Annotated in this window: 15 protein-coding genes; 4 read left to right on the forward strand and 11 right to left on the reverse strand. The window is 37.1% G+C overall.

The window, feature by feature from the left end:
* Positions 1-47: 47 nt before the first annotated feature.
* On the reverse strand, positions 48-725 hold the full coding sequence (gene cmk, locus ACXVWP_RS09065; protein WP_297570244.1) for a (d)CMP kinase: 678 nt from the start codon (positions 723-725) through the stop codon (positions 48-50).
* Positions 726-1,115: 390 nt separating this feature from the next.
* Here cmk and ACXVWP_RS09070 point away from each other — a divergent pair, with 390 nt between their 5' ends.
* Positions 1,116-3,983 carry a TonB-dependent receptor domain-containing protein gene (locus ACXVWP_RS09070; RefSeq protein WP_297570239.1) on the forward strand — a complete coding sequence of 956 codons (2,868 nt, stop codon included), beginning with the start codon at positions 1,116-1,118 and terminating at the stop codon, positions 3,981-3,983.
* A gap of 97 nt (positions 3,984-4,080) precedes the next feature.
* Here the strand turns inward: ACXVWP_RS09070 and ACXVWP_RS09075 are convergent, their stop codons facing one another.
* From ACXVWP_RS09075 to dsbC, 4 genes are all read right to left on the reverse strand, one after another.
* Positions 4,081-4,770: a 5'-methylthioadenosine/adenosylhomocysteine nucleosidase gene (locus ACXVWP_RS09075; RefSeq protein ID WP_289902310.1), complete on the reverse strand. Its 690-nt coding sequence runs from the start codon at positions 4,768-4,770 to the stop codon at positions 4,081-4,083.
* Positions 4,770-5,486, reverse strand: a complete 717-nt coding sequence (locus tag ACXVWP_RS09080; protein WP_369866787.1) for a thiol:disulfide interchange protein DsbA/DsbL — start codon at positions 5,484-5,486, stop codon at positions 4,770-4,772. The genes ACXVWP_RS09075 and ACXVWP_RS09080 overlap by 1 nt, the downstream gene beginning before the upstream one ends.
* 3 nt (positions 5,487-5,489) lie before the next feature.
* Entirely contained in the window at positions 5,490-7,214 is a 1,725-nt protein-coding gene (gene recJ, locus ACXVWP_RS09085; RefSeq protein WP_297570033.1) for a single-stranded-DNA-specific exonuclease RecJ, read from the reverse strand.
* 109 nt (positions 7,215-7,323) lie between these two features.
* Positions 7,324-8,010, reverse strand: coding sequence for a bifunctional protein-disulfide isomerase/oxidoreductase DsbC (gene dsbC, locus ACXVWP_RS09090; protein WP_289902312.1), 687 nt, complete (start codon positions 8,008-8,010; stop codon positions 7,324-7,326).
* Positions 8,011-8,138: 128 nt separating this feature from the next.
* Here dsbC and prfB point away from each other — a divergent pair.
* Positions 8,139-9,237, forward strand: a protein-coding gene (prfB, locus tag ACXVWP_RS09095; protein WP_369866788.1) for a peptide chain release factor 2 whose coding sequence is annotated in 2 segments (ribosomal slippage) — positions 8,139-8,213 and positions 8,215-9,237 — 1,098 coding nt in all. Because the reading frame shifts where the segments join, the coding sequence is not laid out codon by codon here.
* A 256-nt stretch (positions 9,238-9,493) separates the two neighbouring features.
* Here the strand turns inward: prfB and ACXVWP_RS09100 are convergent.
* The 4 genes from ACXVWP_RS09100 to pheS all read right to left on the reverse strand — a co-directional run bounded on the left by ACXVWP_RS09100 (position 9,494) and on the right by pheS (position 13,795).
* Positions 9,494-9,979, reverse strand: a complete 486-nt coding sequence (locus tag ACXVWP_RS09100) for a C40 family peptidase (protein WP_126471216.1) — start codon at positions 9,977-9,979, stop codon at positions 9,494-9,496.
* Between the two features lie 47 nt (positions 9,980-10,026).
* Positions 10,027-10,326: an integration host factor subunit alpha gene (locus tag ACXVWP_RS09105; protein ID WP_005697518.1), complete on the reverse strand. Its 300-nt coding sequence runs from the start codon at positions 10,324-10,326 to the stop codon at positions 10,027-10,029.
* Positions 10,327-10,339: 13 nt separating this feature from the next.
* On the reverse strand, positions 10,340-12,730 hold the full coding sequence (gene pheT, locus ACXVWP_RS09110; RefSeq protein WP_297570040.1) for a phenylalanine--tRNA ligase subunit beta: 2,391 nt from the start codon (positions 12,728-12,730) through the stop codon (positions 10,340-10,342).
* A gap of 75 nt (positions 12,731-12,805) precedes the next feature.
* A complete protein-coding gene (pheS, locus tag ACXVWP_RS09115) occupies positions 12,806-13,795 on the reverse strand; it encodes a phenylalanine--tRNA ligase subunit alpha (RefSeq protein ID WP_049355791.1) in 990 nt (329 codons plus the stop codon).
* A 201-nt stretch (positions 13,796-13,996) separates the two neighbouring features.
* On the opposite strand from pheS, the gene ACXVWP_RS09120 reads away from it, so the two are divergent.
* Positions 13,997-14,860 (forward strand): fructosamine kinase family protein, encoded by an 864-nt coding sequence (locus ACXVWP_RS09120; protein WP_289902315.1) that lies wholly within the window; start codon positions 13,997-13,999, stop codon positions 14,858-14,860.
* Positions 14,861-14,919: 59 nt separating this feature from the next.
* Here ACXVWP_RS09120 and ACXVWP_RS09125 read toward each other — a convergent pair whose 3' ends face one another.
* Both ACXVWP_RS09125 and sohB read right to left on the reverse strand, forming a co-directional pair.
* The gene (locus ACXVWP_RS09125) at positions 14,920-15,777 is read right to left on the reverse strand and encodes an OmpA family protein (RefSeq protein ID WP_297570050.1); all 858 of its coding nucleotides are present in this window, start codon (positions 15,775-15,777) and stop codon (positions 14,920-14,922) included.
* A 195-nt stretch (positions 15,778-15,972) separates the two neighbouring features.
* Positions 15,973-17,028, reverse strand: a complete 1,056-nt coding sequence (gene sohB / locus ACXVWP_RS09130) for a protease SohB (protein ID WP_297570044.1) — start codon at positions 17,026-17,028, stop codon at positions 15,973-15,975.
* 140 nt (positions 17,029-17,168) lie between these two features.
* Here sohB and asnS point away from each other — a divergent pair, with 140 nt between their 5' ends.
* The gene (asnS, locus tag ACXVWP_RS09135) at positions 17,169-18,572 is read left to right on the forward strand and encodes an asparagine--tRNA ligase (protein ID WP_289902318.1); all 1,404 of its coding nucleotides are present in this window, start codon (positions 17,169-17,171) and stop codon (positions 18,570-18,572) included.
* Positions 18,573-18,601 lie beyond the last annotated feature (29 nt).

The raw sequence follows: 18,601 nt of genomic DNA on the forward strand, positions 1-18,601 counted from the left end.
AAAATGCGGGGTTGAGGATAAATGTCTATTCTTCCTTGAATAAACAGTTAAATCGAAATTGACGCTTTTTGTTGAATATAAGCTAACGCTTGAACAATGACTTCATCAATACTCAATGTTGTACTATCTAACAATAAAGCATCATCAGCCGGTTTCAATGGCGCAACCTCACGATTTCTATCGCGAAAATCGCGTTCTTGTATCTCGGCTAAAATCTGTGCAAAGTTACCATTAATTCCCTTATTTTGCAACTGTTTATAGCGCCTTTTTGCACGTTCTTCCGCACTCGCGTCTAAAAACAGTTTAACTTGTGCATTTGGGAAAACTACCGTCCCCATATCTCGCCCATCCGCAATCAGGCCATCATTTTTACCAAAATCCTGCTGAAGTTGCAGTAAAGCTGACCGCACTTTTGGGAAAACCGCCACTTTTGATGCAGCTTCCGCCACTTCTTGCGTACGGATTAAATGGCTTACATCCATCCCACCAAGAAGCACATTGACTTCTCCATTTTTCGGGATGAACTGGATATCTAAATGACGAGCTAACTCCGCTAATCCTTCTTCATCAGTTAAGTCAGCATGACGTTTCAGCGCAGCCAATGCCGTCACGCGATAAATCGCGCCACTATCTAATAAGGTAAAACCTAATTTCTCTGCCAATGCGTAACAAAGTGTTCCTTTCCCTGCCCCACTTGGACCATCAACGGTGATAATTATCCCCATCATCTCTATCCTTTTACTTTTCAAAAATCGATACATTATAGACATAAATACCTTATTTCTCTAAAGATTCTTTTGCTAAATGCTAAAAAATAATTGGCTATTATAATTCTAAATTAATATTAATAATTCATACAAAATTTAAAGAAAACATACAACATCAGATCTTAGCCCCTCCTTATAAGGTAAAGACAAACTCTACCAATAAAAACAAGCATCAATAATCGTTGCAATACTTTCCAGCCAATGAATAAAAGAAATTGAGAATATTCACAATATATAACATGAAAATGATTCTTTAGATATTATATTAATTTCATGATCTCATCCCTTGAATTTCACCCCTTAAAAGAAGATAATACGAATCTTTCTCATAAATATAGGAGGTAATTAATGAAAAAACAAATGAGATTAAACTTAGTTACATTTTGCATAATAAATGCAATGAACATTAATATTGCTGAAGCTCAAACAGAAGAAATACTCGATCAAATAAATGTGGTCGAAAAAAACGTAACTAATGATAAGAAACCATTTACAGAAGCAAAAGCTAAAAGCACAAGAGAACATATATTTAAAGATACACAAACTATCGATCAAGTTATTCGAAGTATCCCAGGTGCTTTTACTCAACAAGATAAAGGCTCTGGCGTAGTTTCTGTTAATATTCGTGGTGAAAATGGATTAGGTCGTGTCAATACAATGGTCGATGGCGTCACACAAACTTTTTACTCTACTGCCATGGACTCAGGTCAATCAGGTGGAAATTCTCAATTCGGTGCATCGCTTGATCCTAACTTCATTGCTGGTATCGATGTCAATAAAAGTAACTTTTCAGGTTCCAATGGCGTAAATACCTTATCTGGTAGTGCTAATTTTAGAACACTAGGTGTTAATGATGTTATTACTGATGACAAACCATTTGGGCTCATCGTAAAAGGAATGACGGGGAGCAATGCAACTAAATCGAATTTTATGACAATGGCTGCAGGCAGAAAATGGCTTGATAATGGCGGTTATATTGGTGTGGTATATGGTTACAGTCAACGTGAGGTTTCACAAGATTATCGTATCGGAGGGGGAGAACGATTGTCTTCTCTTGGACAAGATATTCTTGCTAAAGAAAAAGAAGCCTATTTCCACAATGCAGGTTATGTTTTAAATTCAGCTGGACAGTGGATACCTGATTTAAACAAAAACCATTGGTCTTGCAATGCACCCAATCCAACATTTAATGGAAATACAGACCCAATTACAACAACCGATGAGCTAACTGGAGCGACCGAAACAAGAACACCAGGTTGTATTACTCGGATTGAAAGAAAAGAAGAAAATTATGATTATATTAGTGAAGAAGATACGCCTAACGAACCACGTTACAATACATCTAGCTATCAACTTAATACTTATAAAAATGAAACTAGAAAAAAAATTCTGAGAGAATTAGAAAATGGTGTGCCTCCCAAAGATATCCCCGAATTACAAAATGATGTGGATTCAACAAACAACTCATTTGAACGTAATAAAGATCAATACAGCGTTGCCCCTATTGAGCCTGGCAGCTTGCAATCTCGTTCTCGTAGCCATTTATTAAAATTTGAATATGGTGATGATCGCCATAATTTAGGTGCACAAATTCGTACTCTCGATAATAAAATTGGTTCTCGAAAAATTGAAAATCGTAATTATCAATTAAATTATAATTTTAATAATAATCGCTATCTTGATCTCAATTTGATGGTAGCACACAACTTGGGTAAAACCATTTATCCTAAAGGTGCATTCTTTTCTGGTTGGCAAGTAGAAGATAAATTAATTACGAAGAATGTGGCAAATATTATTGATATTAACAATAGCTATACTTTTTTATTGCCAAAAGAAATCGATTTAAAAACCACATTGGGCTTTAACTACTTTATTAATGAGTATAGTAAAAACCGTTTTCCAGAAGAATTAAGTTTGTTTTATAACAATGAATCACACTCCCAAGGAAACTATAGTTATTTAGGTCGCTTCCAAGGAAGCAAAAGCGGATTACCACAACGTTCAGTGATCTTACAACCTTCTGGTAAACAACAATTTAAAACTGTTTATTTTGATACCGCACTTTCTAAAGGAATTTACCATTTAGACTATAGTGTCAATTTTACGCATTATGCATTTAACGGTGAGTATGTAGGTTATGAAAATACACCAACACAAATTAATGAACCGATTTTGCATAAATCAGGACATAAAACAGCGATAAACCACTCAACAACGCTTAGCGCGGATATCAATGATTATTTTATGCCGTTTTTCACCTATTCGCGCACACATAGAATGCCAAATATTCAAGAAATGTTCTTCTCTCAAGTATCTGATGTTGGCGTAAATACGGCATTAAAACCTGAGCGAGCAGAAACTTATCAACTAGGGTTTAACACCTATAAAAAAGCTGTTTTTACAGAAGAAGATGTTCTAGGTTTAAAACTAGTGGGATATCGTAGTTTCATCAAAAATTATATTCATAATGTATATGGTGTATGGTGGAGAGATGGCGTTGTTCCTGACTGGGCTGCTGATAATGGATTTAGATTTACCATTGCTCATCAAAATTATAAGCCTATTGTGAAAAAGAGCGGCGTCGAGTTAGAAATTAACTATGACATGGGACGTTTCTTTGCAAATCTGTCTTATGCATACCAACGAACAAATCAACCAACCAATTATGCAGATGCAAGTCCACGTCCTAACAACGCATCAAAAGATGACATTCTAAAACAAGGTTATGGTCTATCTCGTATCTCAATGTTACCTAAAGATTATGGAAGATTAGAACTTGGCTCTCGCTGGTTTGATCAAAAATTAACTGTTGGTATCGCAGCTCGTTACTATGGGAAAAGCAAACGAGCAACCATTCAAGAAGAATATATTAACGGCTCTGAATTTGAATTAAATACTAGTCATGAAAGAACTTATTATGCAATTAAGAAAACAGAAGAAATTAATAAACAACCAATTATTTTAGATTTGCATATAAGTTACGAACCTATCAAAGATTTGATTATCAAAGCTGAAGTACAAAACCTACTAGATAAACGTTATGTTGATCCTTTAGATTCTGGCAACGATGCGGCATCTCAACGCTATTATTCAAGCTTAAATGATTCCATTTGTAGCAAAAATGATACTTGCGATAACGGAATAAAAGATAAATCTGTGCTTTACAATTTTGCACGAGGAAGAACTTATATTTTTAGTTTAAACTATAAATTCTAATGGGTTTATATAAAAAGGCATAGTTAATTGACTATGCCTTTTTAAATAATGTTTATGATTCAATTTTAGAATTTATTATCTTATTAAAAGATTATTACTACAGTCTGTCTATCATCCCTAATACTAATGCCGAAGACTGTTTTGCAGCTAACGGTAAGAACTCTTCAAAAGACATACTCGCTTCGCCATCGCCTGCATCCGAAATTGCCCGAACGACCACAAAAGGTACGTTAAAGGCATGACAAACTTGCGCAATCGCCGTGGCTTCCATTTCTACTGCAGTCACATTTGGGAAATCAACTTTAATTTGAGCAATTTTTTCTTCGCTATTAATAAAACTATCACCAGAGCAAATTAAACCGCGTTTTACATTTTGTCCTTGTGATTGGGCAATTTCATCGGCTAAATCTGCTAATTGTTTATCTGAAAGAAAAGCAGCTGGATTTGCAGGTAATTGACCTTTTTCATAGCCAAATGCCGTCACATCTGCATCGTGATAGCGTGTTTCATCCGAAATAACGATATCTCCTACTTTTAAACCTTTTGCAACACCGCCTGCTGAGCCCGTATTTAAAACCACATCCGGTTTTGTCAATTGTAATAAAGCGGTAGTACCAATAGCGGCTGCAACTTTACCAATTCCTGATTGTAATAACGCGATCTCTTTGCCATTAATTTTGCCTTCAAAAATGACCGCACTTGCCACTTTTGTTTCTCTTTTATCTATCATTAACTGAGATAAAATCTCCACTTCTTGTGCCATTGCACCAACAATCCCGATTTTCATTATTGTTTCCTTTCTTGTTCTATTTTATTCACTAAAAAATCTAATACCGCTACACTGTAATCATCATTATATAGTGTGCTTGCTGTAAGCACATATTTTCCATCTACAACCACATAAGGAAAAGTAAAAACACCATATTCTTCAGTTAAATCAATAGCATTATTCACATCCTCTTTCACTCCAATAGAAGATGCTACCTCCTCAAATTCAGACTGATTAATTCCTTGCAAAGCAGCCCATTCACTCATTTTATCTAATGACGATAACTCGGTATAACGAGCTTTTTCTGAGGTTTCAAATAATAACGCATCAGACAACTCGCTCGCATTTAAGCGCTGCAATGTATAAAATATTATTGCTGAAAATTTATCCTCATTCGTTGCAACAGGATATTCCTTGAAAATGAGCTTATTTGGGCGAATTTGACTATAAAGCTGTAAGATATCTTGAGCTGAAGAACAAACTCGGCAGTCATAATCAAAGAAAAATTGGATGGGGATTTTACGATCGTTTCTTTTAGCTTGTACAATTGGTTCTTGATATGAAAAATAATCACGCCCATCTTCAAACTGTATGATATTTGCTGATGGTAAATGTGGTGAATTTTGGACAGAAAAACTCTTTGAATTAACTTCACTAAATGCGATATCTGTCACGCTTAGCAATATCATTGCAAAGGATCCTTTTAATAATTTATTCTGCCAAACTTTTTTCATGAATTAACCAATTGGTTCAATATAATCGACTAATAATTGGAGGTTTCGATTTCCTCGAAACGCATTAATTTCTAACTTATAAGCAAATTTTGCCTGTTTAATAGATAAATCGGGATAATACCGAGTATCAATATTAAACGCAATGGCATCTAATAATGGCCCACCATTTTTAGGTTCTACCAACATTTTTAAATGATTCTTATTTTGCCCAATAGCACGTTGCTCAAAAATTCTAAATTCGCCATCAAACACTGGTTCAGGGAATGCTTGCCCCCAAGGTCCGCCAGATTTGATCTCTTCTGCTGTTTGAATATTAAATTCATTTGTTTGAAGTTCACCATCCGTCCAAATCACGCCTTGTAGTTGTTCTTTATCTAACCAATCTCGTACAGTTTGATTAAAAATCTTTTGAAAATCAGGGAAAAAGCTTTCTTTAATGCTTAATCCTGCAGCCATGGCATGACCACCAAATTTTAAAATCATATCTGGATGTTGAGAATGGATGCGTTCTAATACATCGCGCATATGCAAGCCTTCAATTGAACGTGCAGAACCTTTTAAAATGCCTTCTTGATCTTGTGCAAAAGCAATGACTGGTCGATGGTATTGATCTTTAATACGAGAAGCTACAATGCCTAATACGCCTTGATGCCAATCTGGCTGAAATAAGGCGATTCCCATCGGTAATTCATCGGAAAGTGCGGTGAGATTGCGGCAAATTTCTAAAGCTTCCAACTTCATGCATTGCTCAATTTCTTTTCGAGCTTGATTTAAACTGTCTAAATCTAAGGCTTGGGCTCTTGCCTCTTGCATGCTTTCTGCCAGTAATAACTCCACACCGACAGACATATTATCTAATCGGCCCGCAGCATTTAAACGGGGTGCAATCGCAAAGCCCAAATCAGCTGAACAAAGTTTTTCAACTTCTCGATTAGCCACTTCTGTTAATGCTATTATTCCAGGGCGACAACGTTTCGCACGAATTCGCATCAAACCTTGATGAGCTAAAATACGATTATTTTGATCAAGGGGAACGACATCCGCAATTGTGCCGAGCGCGACTAAATCGAGTAATTCAGTAAAATTAGGCTGTGTTTCAGCCGTAAAAATGCCCAACTTGCGAAATTTGGCTCGTAAAGCGAGCATTAAATAGAATGCTACGCCTACGCCGGCTAAACATTTTGAAGGGAAATCACATTGTTGCAAATTTGGATTAACAATGGCATCAGCATTCGGCAGTATTTCTGGTGGCAAGTGATGATCGGTAATCAATACTTTCACACCCTGCTCTTTTAAATACGCCACACCCTCAAAAGACGATACCCCGTTATCCACCGTCATCAATAACTGCACGCCTTTTTCCATTGCCATCTCAGCAACAGGTACACTCAACCCATAGCCTTGCTCAAAACGATTTGGCACCAGATATTCCACATCAGTAAAGCCCAGCATACGCAAAGCTAATACTGAAAGCGCCGTACTGGTTGCCCCATCTGCATCAAAATCACCGACGATAACAATCTTTTGTTGCTGTTGATAAGCATCAACCAATAAATCTACGGCGTGTTGAATACCGTGTAATTGATTGGGATTCAGCATTGATTGCAAAGTGCGGTCTAATTCTTGGCTATTTTTAATATGGCGAGAACGATAGAGACGATCGAGTAATGCATTATCTGAAACAGAATTTCCGGCAGGAATTTCACGACGTTTGATGAGTTTTTTCACGGTATTTTGTTATTTAAAATTATCATCCAAAGAAATTACAATATGCACTTTGATGATATAAATATTTAATATTTAAAGGGCGTATACAATACGCCCTCACTACTAAAAATTATTGTGCTGATTCCTTCAAGGCAGCTAATAAATCTTTGGGTTTTAAATATCCCCCAATCAATTCACCTGTTGAAGTCACAATACTTGGTGTACCTTGCACACCGAGTTGTACACCTAAATCATAGTGTCTTTTCACAATGTTAGGTGTTTTTAATTCTTTCGGTAAGTTACCTTCTTCTGCTTCGTTCAATGCAAATACAGGATCTTTCGATGTCCAAATTGCTTCCATTTGGCGAGCGGTTTCATTCATTCCAGCACGTGGGAATGCAAGATAACGAACAGTAATACCTAAATCATTATATTCTTTCAGTTGTTGATGAAGAATATGGCAATAATGACAAGTGATATCCATGAATACAGTCACAACATATTTTTCATTTTTTGCAGGATAAATGATCATTTCGCTTTTTAATGCATTCACTTTATCCGCTAAAAACTTACCTGCGACATCAACCGGGCCTTTATTTGTTAATTCATACATTTTGCCTTGCAAAACATATTGACCATTTTCGCTCACGTATAAAATGCCCTGATCAGTCACGGCTGTTTTAAGGCCTTTTACTGGTGAATCTTTCACCTCAATATTTTTCGCACCTAATGCCTGTAACTTCGATTTAATCTCAGCATCACTCGCCATAGCAGTAGCTGAAGCAGAGATTAAAAGTGCGGTTAATAATTTCTTCATTTTTATTCCTAAATATATCTAAACAACGAAGATTAGAATTATAAATGGATCGATAATTTGTGCAAGCCAAACTACCCAAAAAACTGAAAATGACTTATACTTCTGCCGCTTATAGAGGTTTATTTATTATGTTTGAAATTAATCCAATCAAAAACAAAATCGCCGACCTTTCCGAACGCACTTCTGTGCTTCGGGGGTATCTTTGACTTCGACGCAAAAGTTGAGCGTTTAGAAGAAGTTAACGCCGAATTAGAACAACCCGATGTGTGGAACGAACCTGAAAAAGCCCAAGCGCTTGGAAAAGAACGCGTTTCACTTGAACAAGTAGTTGATACCATCAAGAATTTAGAACAAGGTTTAGAGGATGTTGAAGGGCTGCTTGAATTAGCCATTGAAGCGGAAGATGAAGAGACCTTCAATGAAGCCGTTGCTGAATTAGATGAGCTTGAACAACAACTCGCAAAACTCGAATTCCGACGCATGTTTAGCGGTGAGCACGATGCGTGTGATTGTTATGTCGATTTACAAGCAGGTTCTGGTGGTACAGAAGCGCAAGACTGGACGGAAATGTTACTTCGTATGTTCCTTCGTTGGGCTGAAAGCAAAGGCTTTAAAACAGAGTTAATGGAAGTCTCTGATGGCGATGTGGCGGGCTTAAAATCAGCGACGATTCGTGTCAGTGGTGAATACGCTTTCGGTTGGTTACGTACGGAAACCGGTATTCATCGTTTAGTGCGTAAAAGTCCATTCGACTCTAATAATCGACGTCATACATCGTTCGCAGCCGCTTTCGTTTATCCTGAAATTGATGACGACATTGATATTGAAATTAATCCAGCAGATTTACGTATTGATGTTTATCGTGCATCAGGTGCGGGTGGTCAGCACGTCAATAAAACTGAAAGTGCGGTGCGTATTACTCACATGCCAAGTGGGATTGTTGTGCAATGTCAAAACGATCGTTCTCAACACAAAAATAAAGATCAAGCTATGAAGCAGTTAAAAGCGAAATTGTATGAGCTTGAGTTACAAAAGAAAAATGCGGATAAACAAGCGATGGAAGATAATAAATCTGATATCGGTTGGGGCAGCCAAATTCGTTCTTATGTGTTAGATGATGCGCGTATTAAGGACCTCCGCACAGGCGTTGAAAATCGGAATACTCAAGCTGTATTGGATGGCGATCTTGATCGCTTTATTGAAGCCAGTTTGAAAGCTGGGCTTTAATCATAATTTTTTATATAAACTAAGTGAGGTCATTTTTTCTGACCTCCTGAAGACACCACTAAAGTTAAGGGCTAGTGATAATGTCATATCGCACTTAGTCCTTTTAATTTCAGTTAAATTTTGCCATTTTTGTCACACAATTTTGAACGAGGCACTTACCATCAGAGAATATTAAGATGGTTGACTGCAATCGGATCTATCGCTCATCCATAGAGCCTATTTCGTATTTAGTCTGACCTCAATTGTCTATTTATCACTATACTCGCCTAATTTGCCAAAAGGCTTTCTTCCAATAAGGGCTATTCATCGAAGAATAAATCACACCACCTTTGGTTGAAGCATGTAAAAATTTATCTTCTTTTACATAAATCCCAACATGATAGCCATTTGGTCCGCGCCCTGTCTTAAAGAAAATTAAATCGCCAGTTTGGATATCTTCTTTACGAACAAGTTTTCCATAACCCGCTTGATCTTTTGTTGTACGAGGCAGGCGAATGTTAAAACGGTCAATAAAGGTCTTTTGCACAAAACCAGAACAATCAATACCACCACGAGATTGCCCGCCTAAAACATATGGTGTACCCGCCCATTCATATTGTTGTTCACTTAACATGGTAATGGCCATAATCGGATCCCCAATCTGACCTTTATAGTTCATTGCATAATCTTCACGAACACCACTTGAACAAGCAAAAAGTAAAAAACTTCCTGCGACTAAAAAAGCACATTTAATCTTATTCATGTTCAATCCTGACAAAAGTGCGGTCAAAAACGACCGCACTTTTCTTACTATTGTTTTGGCTTGGTATTTTCTACACGAGCTCGTAATTTTTGTCCTGGCTTGAATGCCACTACACGGCGCGCAGAAACAGGAATACTTTCACCTGTTTTCGGATTACGCCCTGGACGGGATGCTTTATTACGAAGTTCAAAATTACCAAAACCGGATAATTTTACTTCTCCACCAGATTCTAACGATAAACGAATTTCCTCAAAAAAGTCTTCCACTAATGCTTTAGCTTCAGCTTTTTGTAATTGATACTTATCTAATAAGTATTCAGTAATATCAATTTTTGTAATCGTTGCCATGTTAGTCTCCTGTTTAGTCTCTAAGCTCCGCATTAAAGCGTTGTTTAACTTCGTTTAATACAGCTGAGATTACCGCATTAATCTCATCATCTTCAAGCGTTTTTTCATTATCTTGAATGGTTAAACTGATTGCTAAGCTCTTATGTCCGCTAGTAACGCCAATACCTTGATATACGTCGAATAAATTGACTTGTGTTAATTTTTCTCCGCCAGCTTGCTTACATGCTTCGATAATATCGCCTGCTGGCACATTATCAGCAACGACTAAAGCTAAGTCACGACGGTTTGCTGGGAATTTTGAAATCTCTTTGGCTTGAACTACTCGACGATTTGCAATGGCATCCCATAAAATTTCAAAAACAACTGCTTTGCCATTTAATCCTAGTTTTTGAGCGATAAGTGGATGAATAGTTCCAATAAAACCAATTTCTTTTCCATCTAATTCAATTGAAGCAGATTGTCCAGGGTGCAATGCACTGTGTGCTTTTGCCACAAATTTAACTCGATTACCTACTTCGGTAAGAGAAAGAATGCTTTCTAAATCACCTTTAAGATCAAAGAAATCTATAGTTTCTGCTTTCCCCGTCCAAGATTCAGATTTAGCGGTACCTGTAATTACACCAGCAAGAACAAACTCTTGGCGAATGCCAAATTCCGCATTTGCATCCGGAACAAAACGTAATCCCGTTTCAAATAAACGTACGCGGTTTTGTTGACGATTTTGGTTGTATAACACTGCACCGAGTAATCCACTTAACAATGAAACGCGCATTGCTGACATTTCAACTGAAATTGGATTTGGTAATACAAGCGCATCAATTTCTGGATGAAGTAAAGTCTGTATTTTGGGATCAACGAAGCTATAAGTAATCGCTTCTTGATAATCTGCATCCACAAGTGCGGTCTTAATTCGGCTTAATTCTAAATCTGCTTCTTTATGCTCACGCATACGAAGATGCGCTAATGGCGCATTATTTGGAATGCTGTTATAACCATAAATACGGGCTACTTCTTCAATGAGATCTTCTTCGATTTCAATATCAAAACGCCAGCTTGCAGAAGTCACTGTCCAGACGTCATTAGCATATTTCACGGCAAAACCTAAACGTTCAAAAATCTCGGTCACGGTTTCAGTTTCGATATGATGACCTAATAAGCTATCTAATTTTTCACGACGTAAAGTCACTTCATTGACTTTTGGTAAATATTGCTCGCTCACGACTTCACAAATTTCACCTGCTTCACCACCGCATATGTCAAGTAACAATGCTGTTGCACGTTCTATTGCGTGACGTTGTAGCGTAAAATCAACACCACGTTCAAAGCGGTGTGAGGAATCTGTGTGTAAACCATATTGTCTTGCACGTCCTGCAATCGCTAATGGTGCGAAGAATGCCGCTTCTAAAATCACATCTTTTGTTGTTTCAGCATCAACACCACTTGCTTGACCACCAAAGATACCCGCCATTGCTAATGGACCTGTTTGGTCTGCAATCACTAAAGTATTCGGTTGTAATTTTGCAGTTGTGCCATCTAATAAAACAAGTTCTTCGCCGTTATTGGCTAAACGTACTTGAACAGGTTGAGCTACTTTTGATGCATCAAAAGCATGCATTGGTTGACCTAATTCAAGTAAAACATAGTTGGTAATATCCACAATCGGATCGATAGAACGAATACCACAACGACGTAATTTTTCTTGTAACCAAATTGGTGACTGCACTTTAACATTCACATTTTTCACCACGCGTAATAAATAACGTGGACATGCTTCTGGTGCGTTTAATTCAATTTGAACTTTATCTGAAATTGTTGCCGGTACAGCATCAAAGTGCGGTTGATTAACAACTTGTTTATTAACCACGCCAACTTCACGTGCAACACCTGCAATGCTTAAACAATCTGCACGGTTTGGCGTTAAACTAATTTCAATAGCTTTATCATCTAAATCTAAATATTCACGTAGATTTGTCCCTACTGGTGCATCTAATGGTAATTCAATGATGCCCTCTGCATCTACATCAATGCCTAATTCAGAGAATGAGCAAAGCATCCCTTCTGAAGGTTGACCACGTAATTTAGTTTTCTTAATTTTAAAATCACCGGGTAATACAGCGCCTTCAGTTGCACATGCTACTTTTAAACCTTGACGGCAATTTGCTGCACCACAAACGATATCTAATAAACGGTCGCCACCAACATTTACTTTAGTGACACGTAATTTGTCTGCATCAGGATGTTGCGCACATTCAACAACTTCACCCACAACAACACCTGTAAAGTCGCCAGCTACTTTTTCAACACCATCAACTTCTAAACCAAGCATCGTGATTTGATCACATAACTGCTCTGTTGAAATTGATGGATTAACCCATTCTCTCACCCAATTTTCGCTAAATTTCATTATCTCTGTATCCTTTATTGATGAACGTGTTACGTTCTGAATTAATCATTATCGTCAATTTAACCCAACGGTTAATTACTTAAATTGTTTTAAAAAACGTAAGTCGTTTTCAAAGAATGAACGCAAATCTGTGACGTTGTAGCGTAACATAGTTAAACGCTCAACCCCCATGCCTACTGCAAAGCCAGAATATTCATTTGGATCAATACCTACGTTACGTAACACATTAGGATGCACCATACCACAACCTAATACTTCTAACCATTTACCATTTTTACCCATTACATCGACTTCTGCAGAAGGTTCAGTAAATGGGAAATAGGAAGGACGGAAACGAACTTGTAAATCTTCTTCAAAAAATGCACGTAAGAAATCGTGTAATAAGCCTTTTAACTCGGTGAAGTTTGCTTTTTTATCTACATAAAGCAATTCAATTTGATGGAACATTGGTGTGTGTGTTTGATCGTAGTCATTACGATATACACGACCTGGCGCCATAATACGAATAGGTGGCTGTATTTTTTCCATGGTACGAATTTGTACACCGGAGGTTTGTGTACGAAGTAATAATTCCGGATTAAACCAGAATGTATCGTGATCAGCTCGTGCTGGGTGATGTTTTGGGATATTTAATGCATCGAAATTGTAATAATCACTTTCAATTTCGGGACCAGTTTCCACAGAAAAACCTAACTCTGAAAAGAATTTTGTTACGCGATTGATAGTAATGGTCACTGGGTGTAAACCACCCGTTTCTGTTTTACGACCAGGAAGACTGACATCAATACGCTCCTTTTCTAATTTCGCATTGAGTTCAGCTTGTTCCCACTCTGCTTTTTTAGTATTTAAAAAATCTAATGCAGCTTGTTTTGCCTCATTGATTTTAGCCCCCATTGCTGGACGCTCTTCTGCTGCAACATTACGCAATTCCTGCATAAGTTGGGTAAAATGACCTTTTTTACCAAAATATTCCACACGAATTTCATCTAATGTGGCCAAACTTTTATTTTCGATTTGTTCAATCGCTGATTTTGCTTTCTCAACAAGATCTTTCAGATGTTGCATGGTTTCCCCTGATTATCTTTTCTAACTAAAAATACGCTTAATGATAATACTAACTTATTAAAAAATCACGTATTTATTGAGGAATTGACATTTCGAATGAAAAAATAACAAAATTTTTTACTATTTTTTGAGATCTATCACAGTAATTTTTAATACTTTAGTTAGAATACTAGACAATCGACCATGTCTAGGAGGTGTAATATGTGGAAATCAATTTCTCAAGTCTTAGCTGATCAATTTGGTGCTTACTATAACATCAAAGAAAAAAACAAAACACCTGGAGGGGAGGTAAATGAAACTTGGCTTATTACGGATGGAATCCAACCAGTCTTTGTTAAAGTAAATGAACGGTCTTATCGTTCAATGTTTCGTGCTGAGGCTGACCAATTAAATCTACTAGGCAAGACGAATACAATCAGACTTCCACAAGTGTATGGCGTAGGCTGTTCTCAAAATCATAGTTTCTTACTGCTAGAATCACTTCCTATTACTAAACAAACTGATGCGACAGCACATTTTGGCGAAGAGTTAGCAAAACTTCATCAAATATCTGGTACTAAAAACTATGGTTTAGATTTTGATACTTGGCTTGGTCCTGAGTATCAACCTAACAAATGGAATGGGAGCTGGGCGAAATTCTTTGCAGAACAACGTATTGGATGGCAATTACAACTTTGCAAAGATAAAGGATTGGATTTTGGCGATCTTGATTTAATAACTGAAAAAGTAAAACAAAAGCTCGCAAAACATAATCCGAAACCCTCTTTGTTACATGGTAATTTATGGGTTGAAAATACGGCTATAGTAGGTAATCAAACCTTTACTTATGATCCTGCTTGCTACTGGGGGGATAGAGAATGTGATTTGGCATTTAGTGAGCTTTTCCAACCGTTCTCAGCTGAATTCTATGAAATTTATGACCGCACTTTACCTCTTGATAAAGACGGCTTTGAAGAAAGAAAACACCTTTACCAGCTCTATTATTTACTAAATTTTAGCCATCGTTTTAATGGGAGTTATATCAATTTAACCACTAAGCTAATTGAAGAGCTTTTACTTGAATAATGTCTAAAATACCTGATAAAAAAGCGTGATTTTATATCACGCTCTTTCATCTTTATAAATTATTTTCGATAAAGGATAGCTGGACCTTGCGTTCCACCATTAATTTGACTACCCTCTTGCGTTTTTAAAGCTGAGCCTGAAGCATAAATTTCTACTCGACGATTAGGCCGCAAACAATCCTTCTCTGCTTTACTAGCATGTTTATAGCCATCGCAAGCTTTAACTTGTGAATTCTTACCATAACCAATAGCAATAATTTCTGATGTCACGCCATTTTGAATCAGCCGAGCTTTAACTCGATCTGCTCGACGTTGAGATAAATCTAAATTATATTCATCAGAACCTAAACGATCGGTATAACCTACGACTTTTACATATTTTGCTCGACTTTCTTTCAGTTTTGCTGCAACATTATCAATAACTTCTTTACCACCTGAAGTTAAAACCCCTTTATCAAAATCAAATAAAAAATCACCGCTTAATGCAAATGATGAGTTTCCATTACAGCCATTTGGATACCAGAAGAAACTTTGAGCATTATGGTTTTTGTCAAATAATACTTTATATTGACAAATTTTGTGAATACCATTCTCGCGATAGTTGAATACATAATCCCATTCTTCAACACCAAATAATCCTTCAGAGAAATGAGGACGTCCAATTAAGCTGTATAATTGATCTTTATTCATGCCTCTTTCAATCATTCGAACATTATCCCAATTTGGCCATGAACCAAATTGACTACCGTCATGATTAAAAGTTGACTTATCAATTTTTGGCCATACCAATTGTGGTACTTTCTGACCATTAACTTCTTTATATTCTGGAGTACCAGCTTCTGTAACTTTGCTTAAGTTACCACAAGCAGCAACTGTCGCTACAGCTACTACAGATAATAAAATACGAGATAATTTCATCATTTAATTCTTTACCTTTAAATTGCCAAGACGTATTTCTTGTAACAAGGCTAACACAATAGCCTTATCTAAATCCTTATTTGAAACCTTAGAAAAGGTTTATGTGTATAGTAGTCATAAATATTTTTATTGTAAACTAGAACAGTAAAAAATATTTTCACATAAAATCATGCAAATCCTAGTTAAATTACTCTGTTAGTGGATGAAGTCTCGGCCAACTCTTGTTAAATTACGTCGAATAATTGCCTCAATACTCTCTTCAGCTTGTTTACCTATTTTTTGTAAAAGTGGCTTTTTCACTTTATATTTCACAGAGATAACAGATTTATCTTTCATTTTTTCAAGAATAATATCATCACTGGTTGCTAACTCATCAACTAGCTGAAGCTCTAGAGCTTGCTGACCAAACCAATGCTCACCAGTCGCGACTTTATCTACATCTAAGTGCGGTCGATTTTGAGCCACAAATTGTTTAAATAATTGATGGGTTTCTTCAAGTTCTGCTTGGAATTTCTGTTTCCCTTTTTCAGTATTTTCACCTAACACCGTGACGGTGCGTTTAAATTCTCCGGCTGTCATCACATCAACATCGACATCATGTTTTTTTAATAAACGATGAATATTAGGGATTTGCGCAACCACACCAATAGAACCGATAATCGCAAAAGGCGCAGAAACAATTTTATCTGCCACACAAGCCATCATGTATCCACCACTTGCTGCAACCTTATCTACAGCAACCGTTAATTTAATGCCTTTTTGTTTTAAGCGGGCTAACTGTGAGGCAGCCAAGCCATAACCATGAACAACACCGCCTGGGCTTTCTAAACGTAGTAAGACTTCATCATCGGTTTTTGCCACATTAATAATTGCCGAAATTTCCTCACGAAGTGCGGTTGTTTCTGATGCAGAAATATCCCCCTTAAAATCGAGCACGTAAACGCAAGGTTTAGGTGCTGCTTTCTCACCATTTTTTAATTTTGCTTTTAAAGCCTTTGCTTCTTGTTTTTTGGTTTTCTTCTCTGTTTTCTCGGCTTGTTTTAGCTCTTCTTCTGAAAGTTGGAAATCACGTAAATGCTTAACTGTTTCCTTAAATTCTTCAGAAAGATCTGTCACAACTAATTCACCATGATGTGCCAGATTACGTTGCTTTGCAGAAATAATCATTGCCACGATAGCGGCGATTACAAGTAAAATCGTTAAAATCTCTAAAATAAAAATGCCATAGCCGGTCAAAATATCAGACCACATAGTTTTTCTCCTAAATAAAGTGAAGGAATTATTTTACTGTGCAAGCCTGATTTACACTAACTTTTTATGGAAAATTTTGCGATTTAAGGTAAACTACCACAGTTTTATTGCCTAATTTATAATGAATTACAGAGGTTTATATGTCTAAAGTTGCATCTATTGTTGATGTGTTACAAGGTAAAATCGCTATAGGCGAAAAAGTTACTGTACGCGGATGGGTCCGTACCCGTCGTGATTCTAAAGCGGGTCTTTCTTTCCTTGCAGTTTATGATGGCTCTTGCTTTGATTCTATTCAAGCGATTGTTAATAATGATATTGAAAATTATGAGAGCGAAGTCTTACGCTTAACAACGGGTTGCTCTGTGATCGTAACCGGTACTATTGTTGAGTCACCTGCTGAAGGTCAAAGTGTTGAACTTCAAGCTGAAAAAGTAGAAGTGACAGGGTTTGTAGAAGATCCTGACACTTATCCAATGGCAGCAAAACGCCACTCAATTGAATACTTACGTGAAGTGGCTCACTTACGTCCTCGTACCAATATTATCGGTGCCGTCGCACGTGTTCGTCACTGCTTAGCTCAAGCTATTCATCGCTTCTTCCATGAACAAGGTTTCTATTGGGTCGCTACCCCATTAATTACTGCATCAGATACTGAAGGTGCGGGTGAAATGTTCCGTGTTTCAACACTTGATTTAGAAAACCTTCCTCGTGGCGAAGATGGTAAAGTTGATTTCAGCCAAGACTTCTTCGGAAAAGAATCATTTTTAACGGTTTCAGGCCAATTAAATGGCGAGACTTATGCTTGTGCATTAAGCAAAATCTATACTTTTGGCCCAACATTCCGTGCTGAAAATTCAAATACAACTCGTCACCTTGCAGAATTCTGGATGGTTGAACCTGAAGTTGCGTTTGCAACACTTGCTGACAATGCTAAATTAGCAGAAGACATGTTGAAATATGTGTTCCGCGCAGTGCTTGCTGAGCGCAAAGATGACTTAAAATTCTTTGAAAAACATGTAGATAAAGATGTTATTACTCGTTTAGAAAACTTTGTAAACTCTGATTTTGCTCAAATCGACTATACTGATGCGATCGATGTATTATTAAAATCAGGTAAAAAATTCGAGTTCCCTGTATCTTGGGGAATTGATTTGTCTTCTGAACATGAACGTTTCTTAGCAGAAGAATATTTCAAATCACCGGTTGTCGTGAAAAACTATCCGAAAGATATCAAAGCCTTCTACATGCGTTTAAATGACGATGGTAAAACCGTTGCGGCAATGGATGTTCTCGCCCCAGGAATTGGTGAAATCATCGGTGGTTCTCAACGTGAAGAACGTTTAGACGTATTAGATAAACGTATGGAAGAAATGGGCTTAAATCCTGAAGATTACTGGTGGTATCGTGATCTTCGTAAATATGGTACCGTACCACATTCAGGCTTTGGTCTTGGTTTTGAACGCTTAATTGTTTATGTAACAGGCGTACAAAATATTCGCGATGTGATTCCATTCCCTCGTGCACCAAGAAATGCAAATTTCTAAAAATATTGATTAAATTGACCGCACTTTAT

It is taken from the genome of Haemophilus sp. SZY H56 (assembly GCF_054332415.1).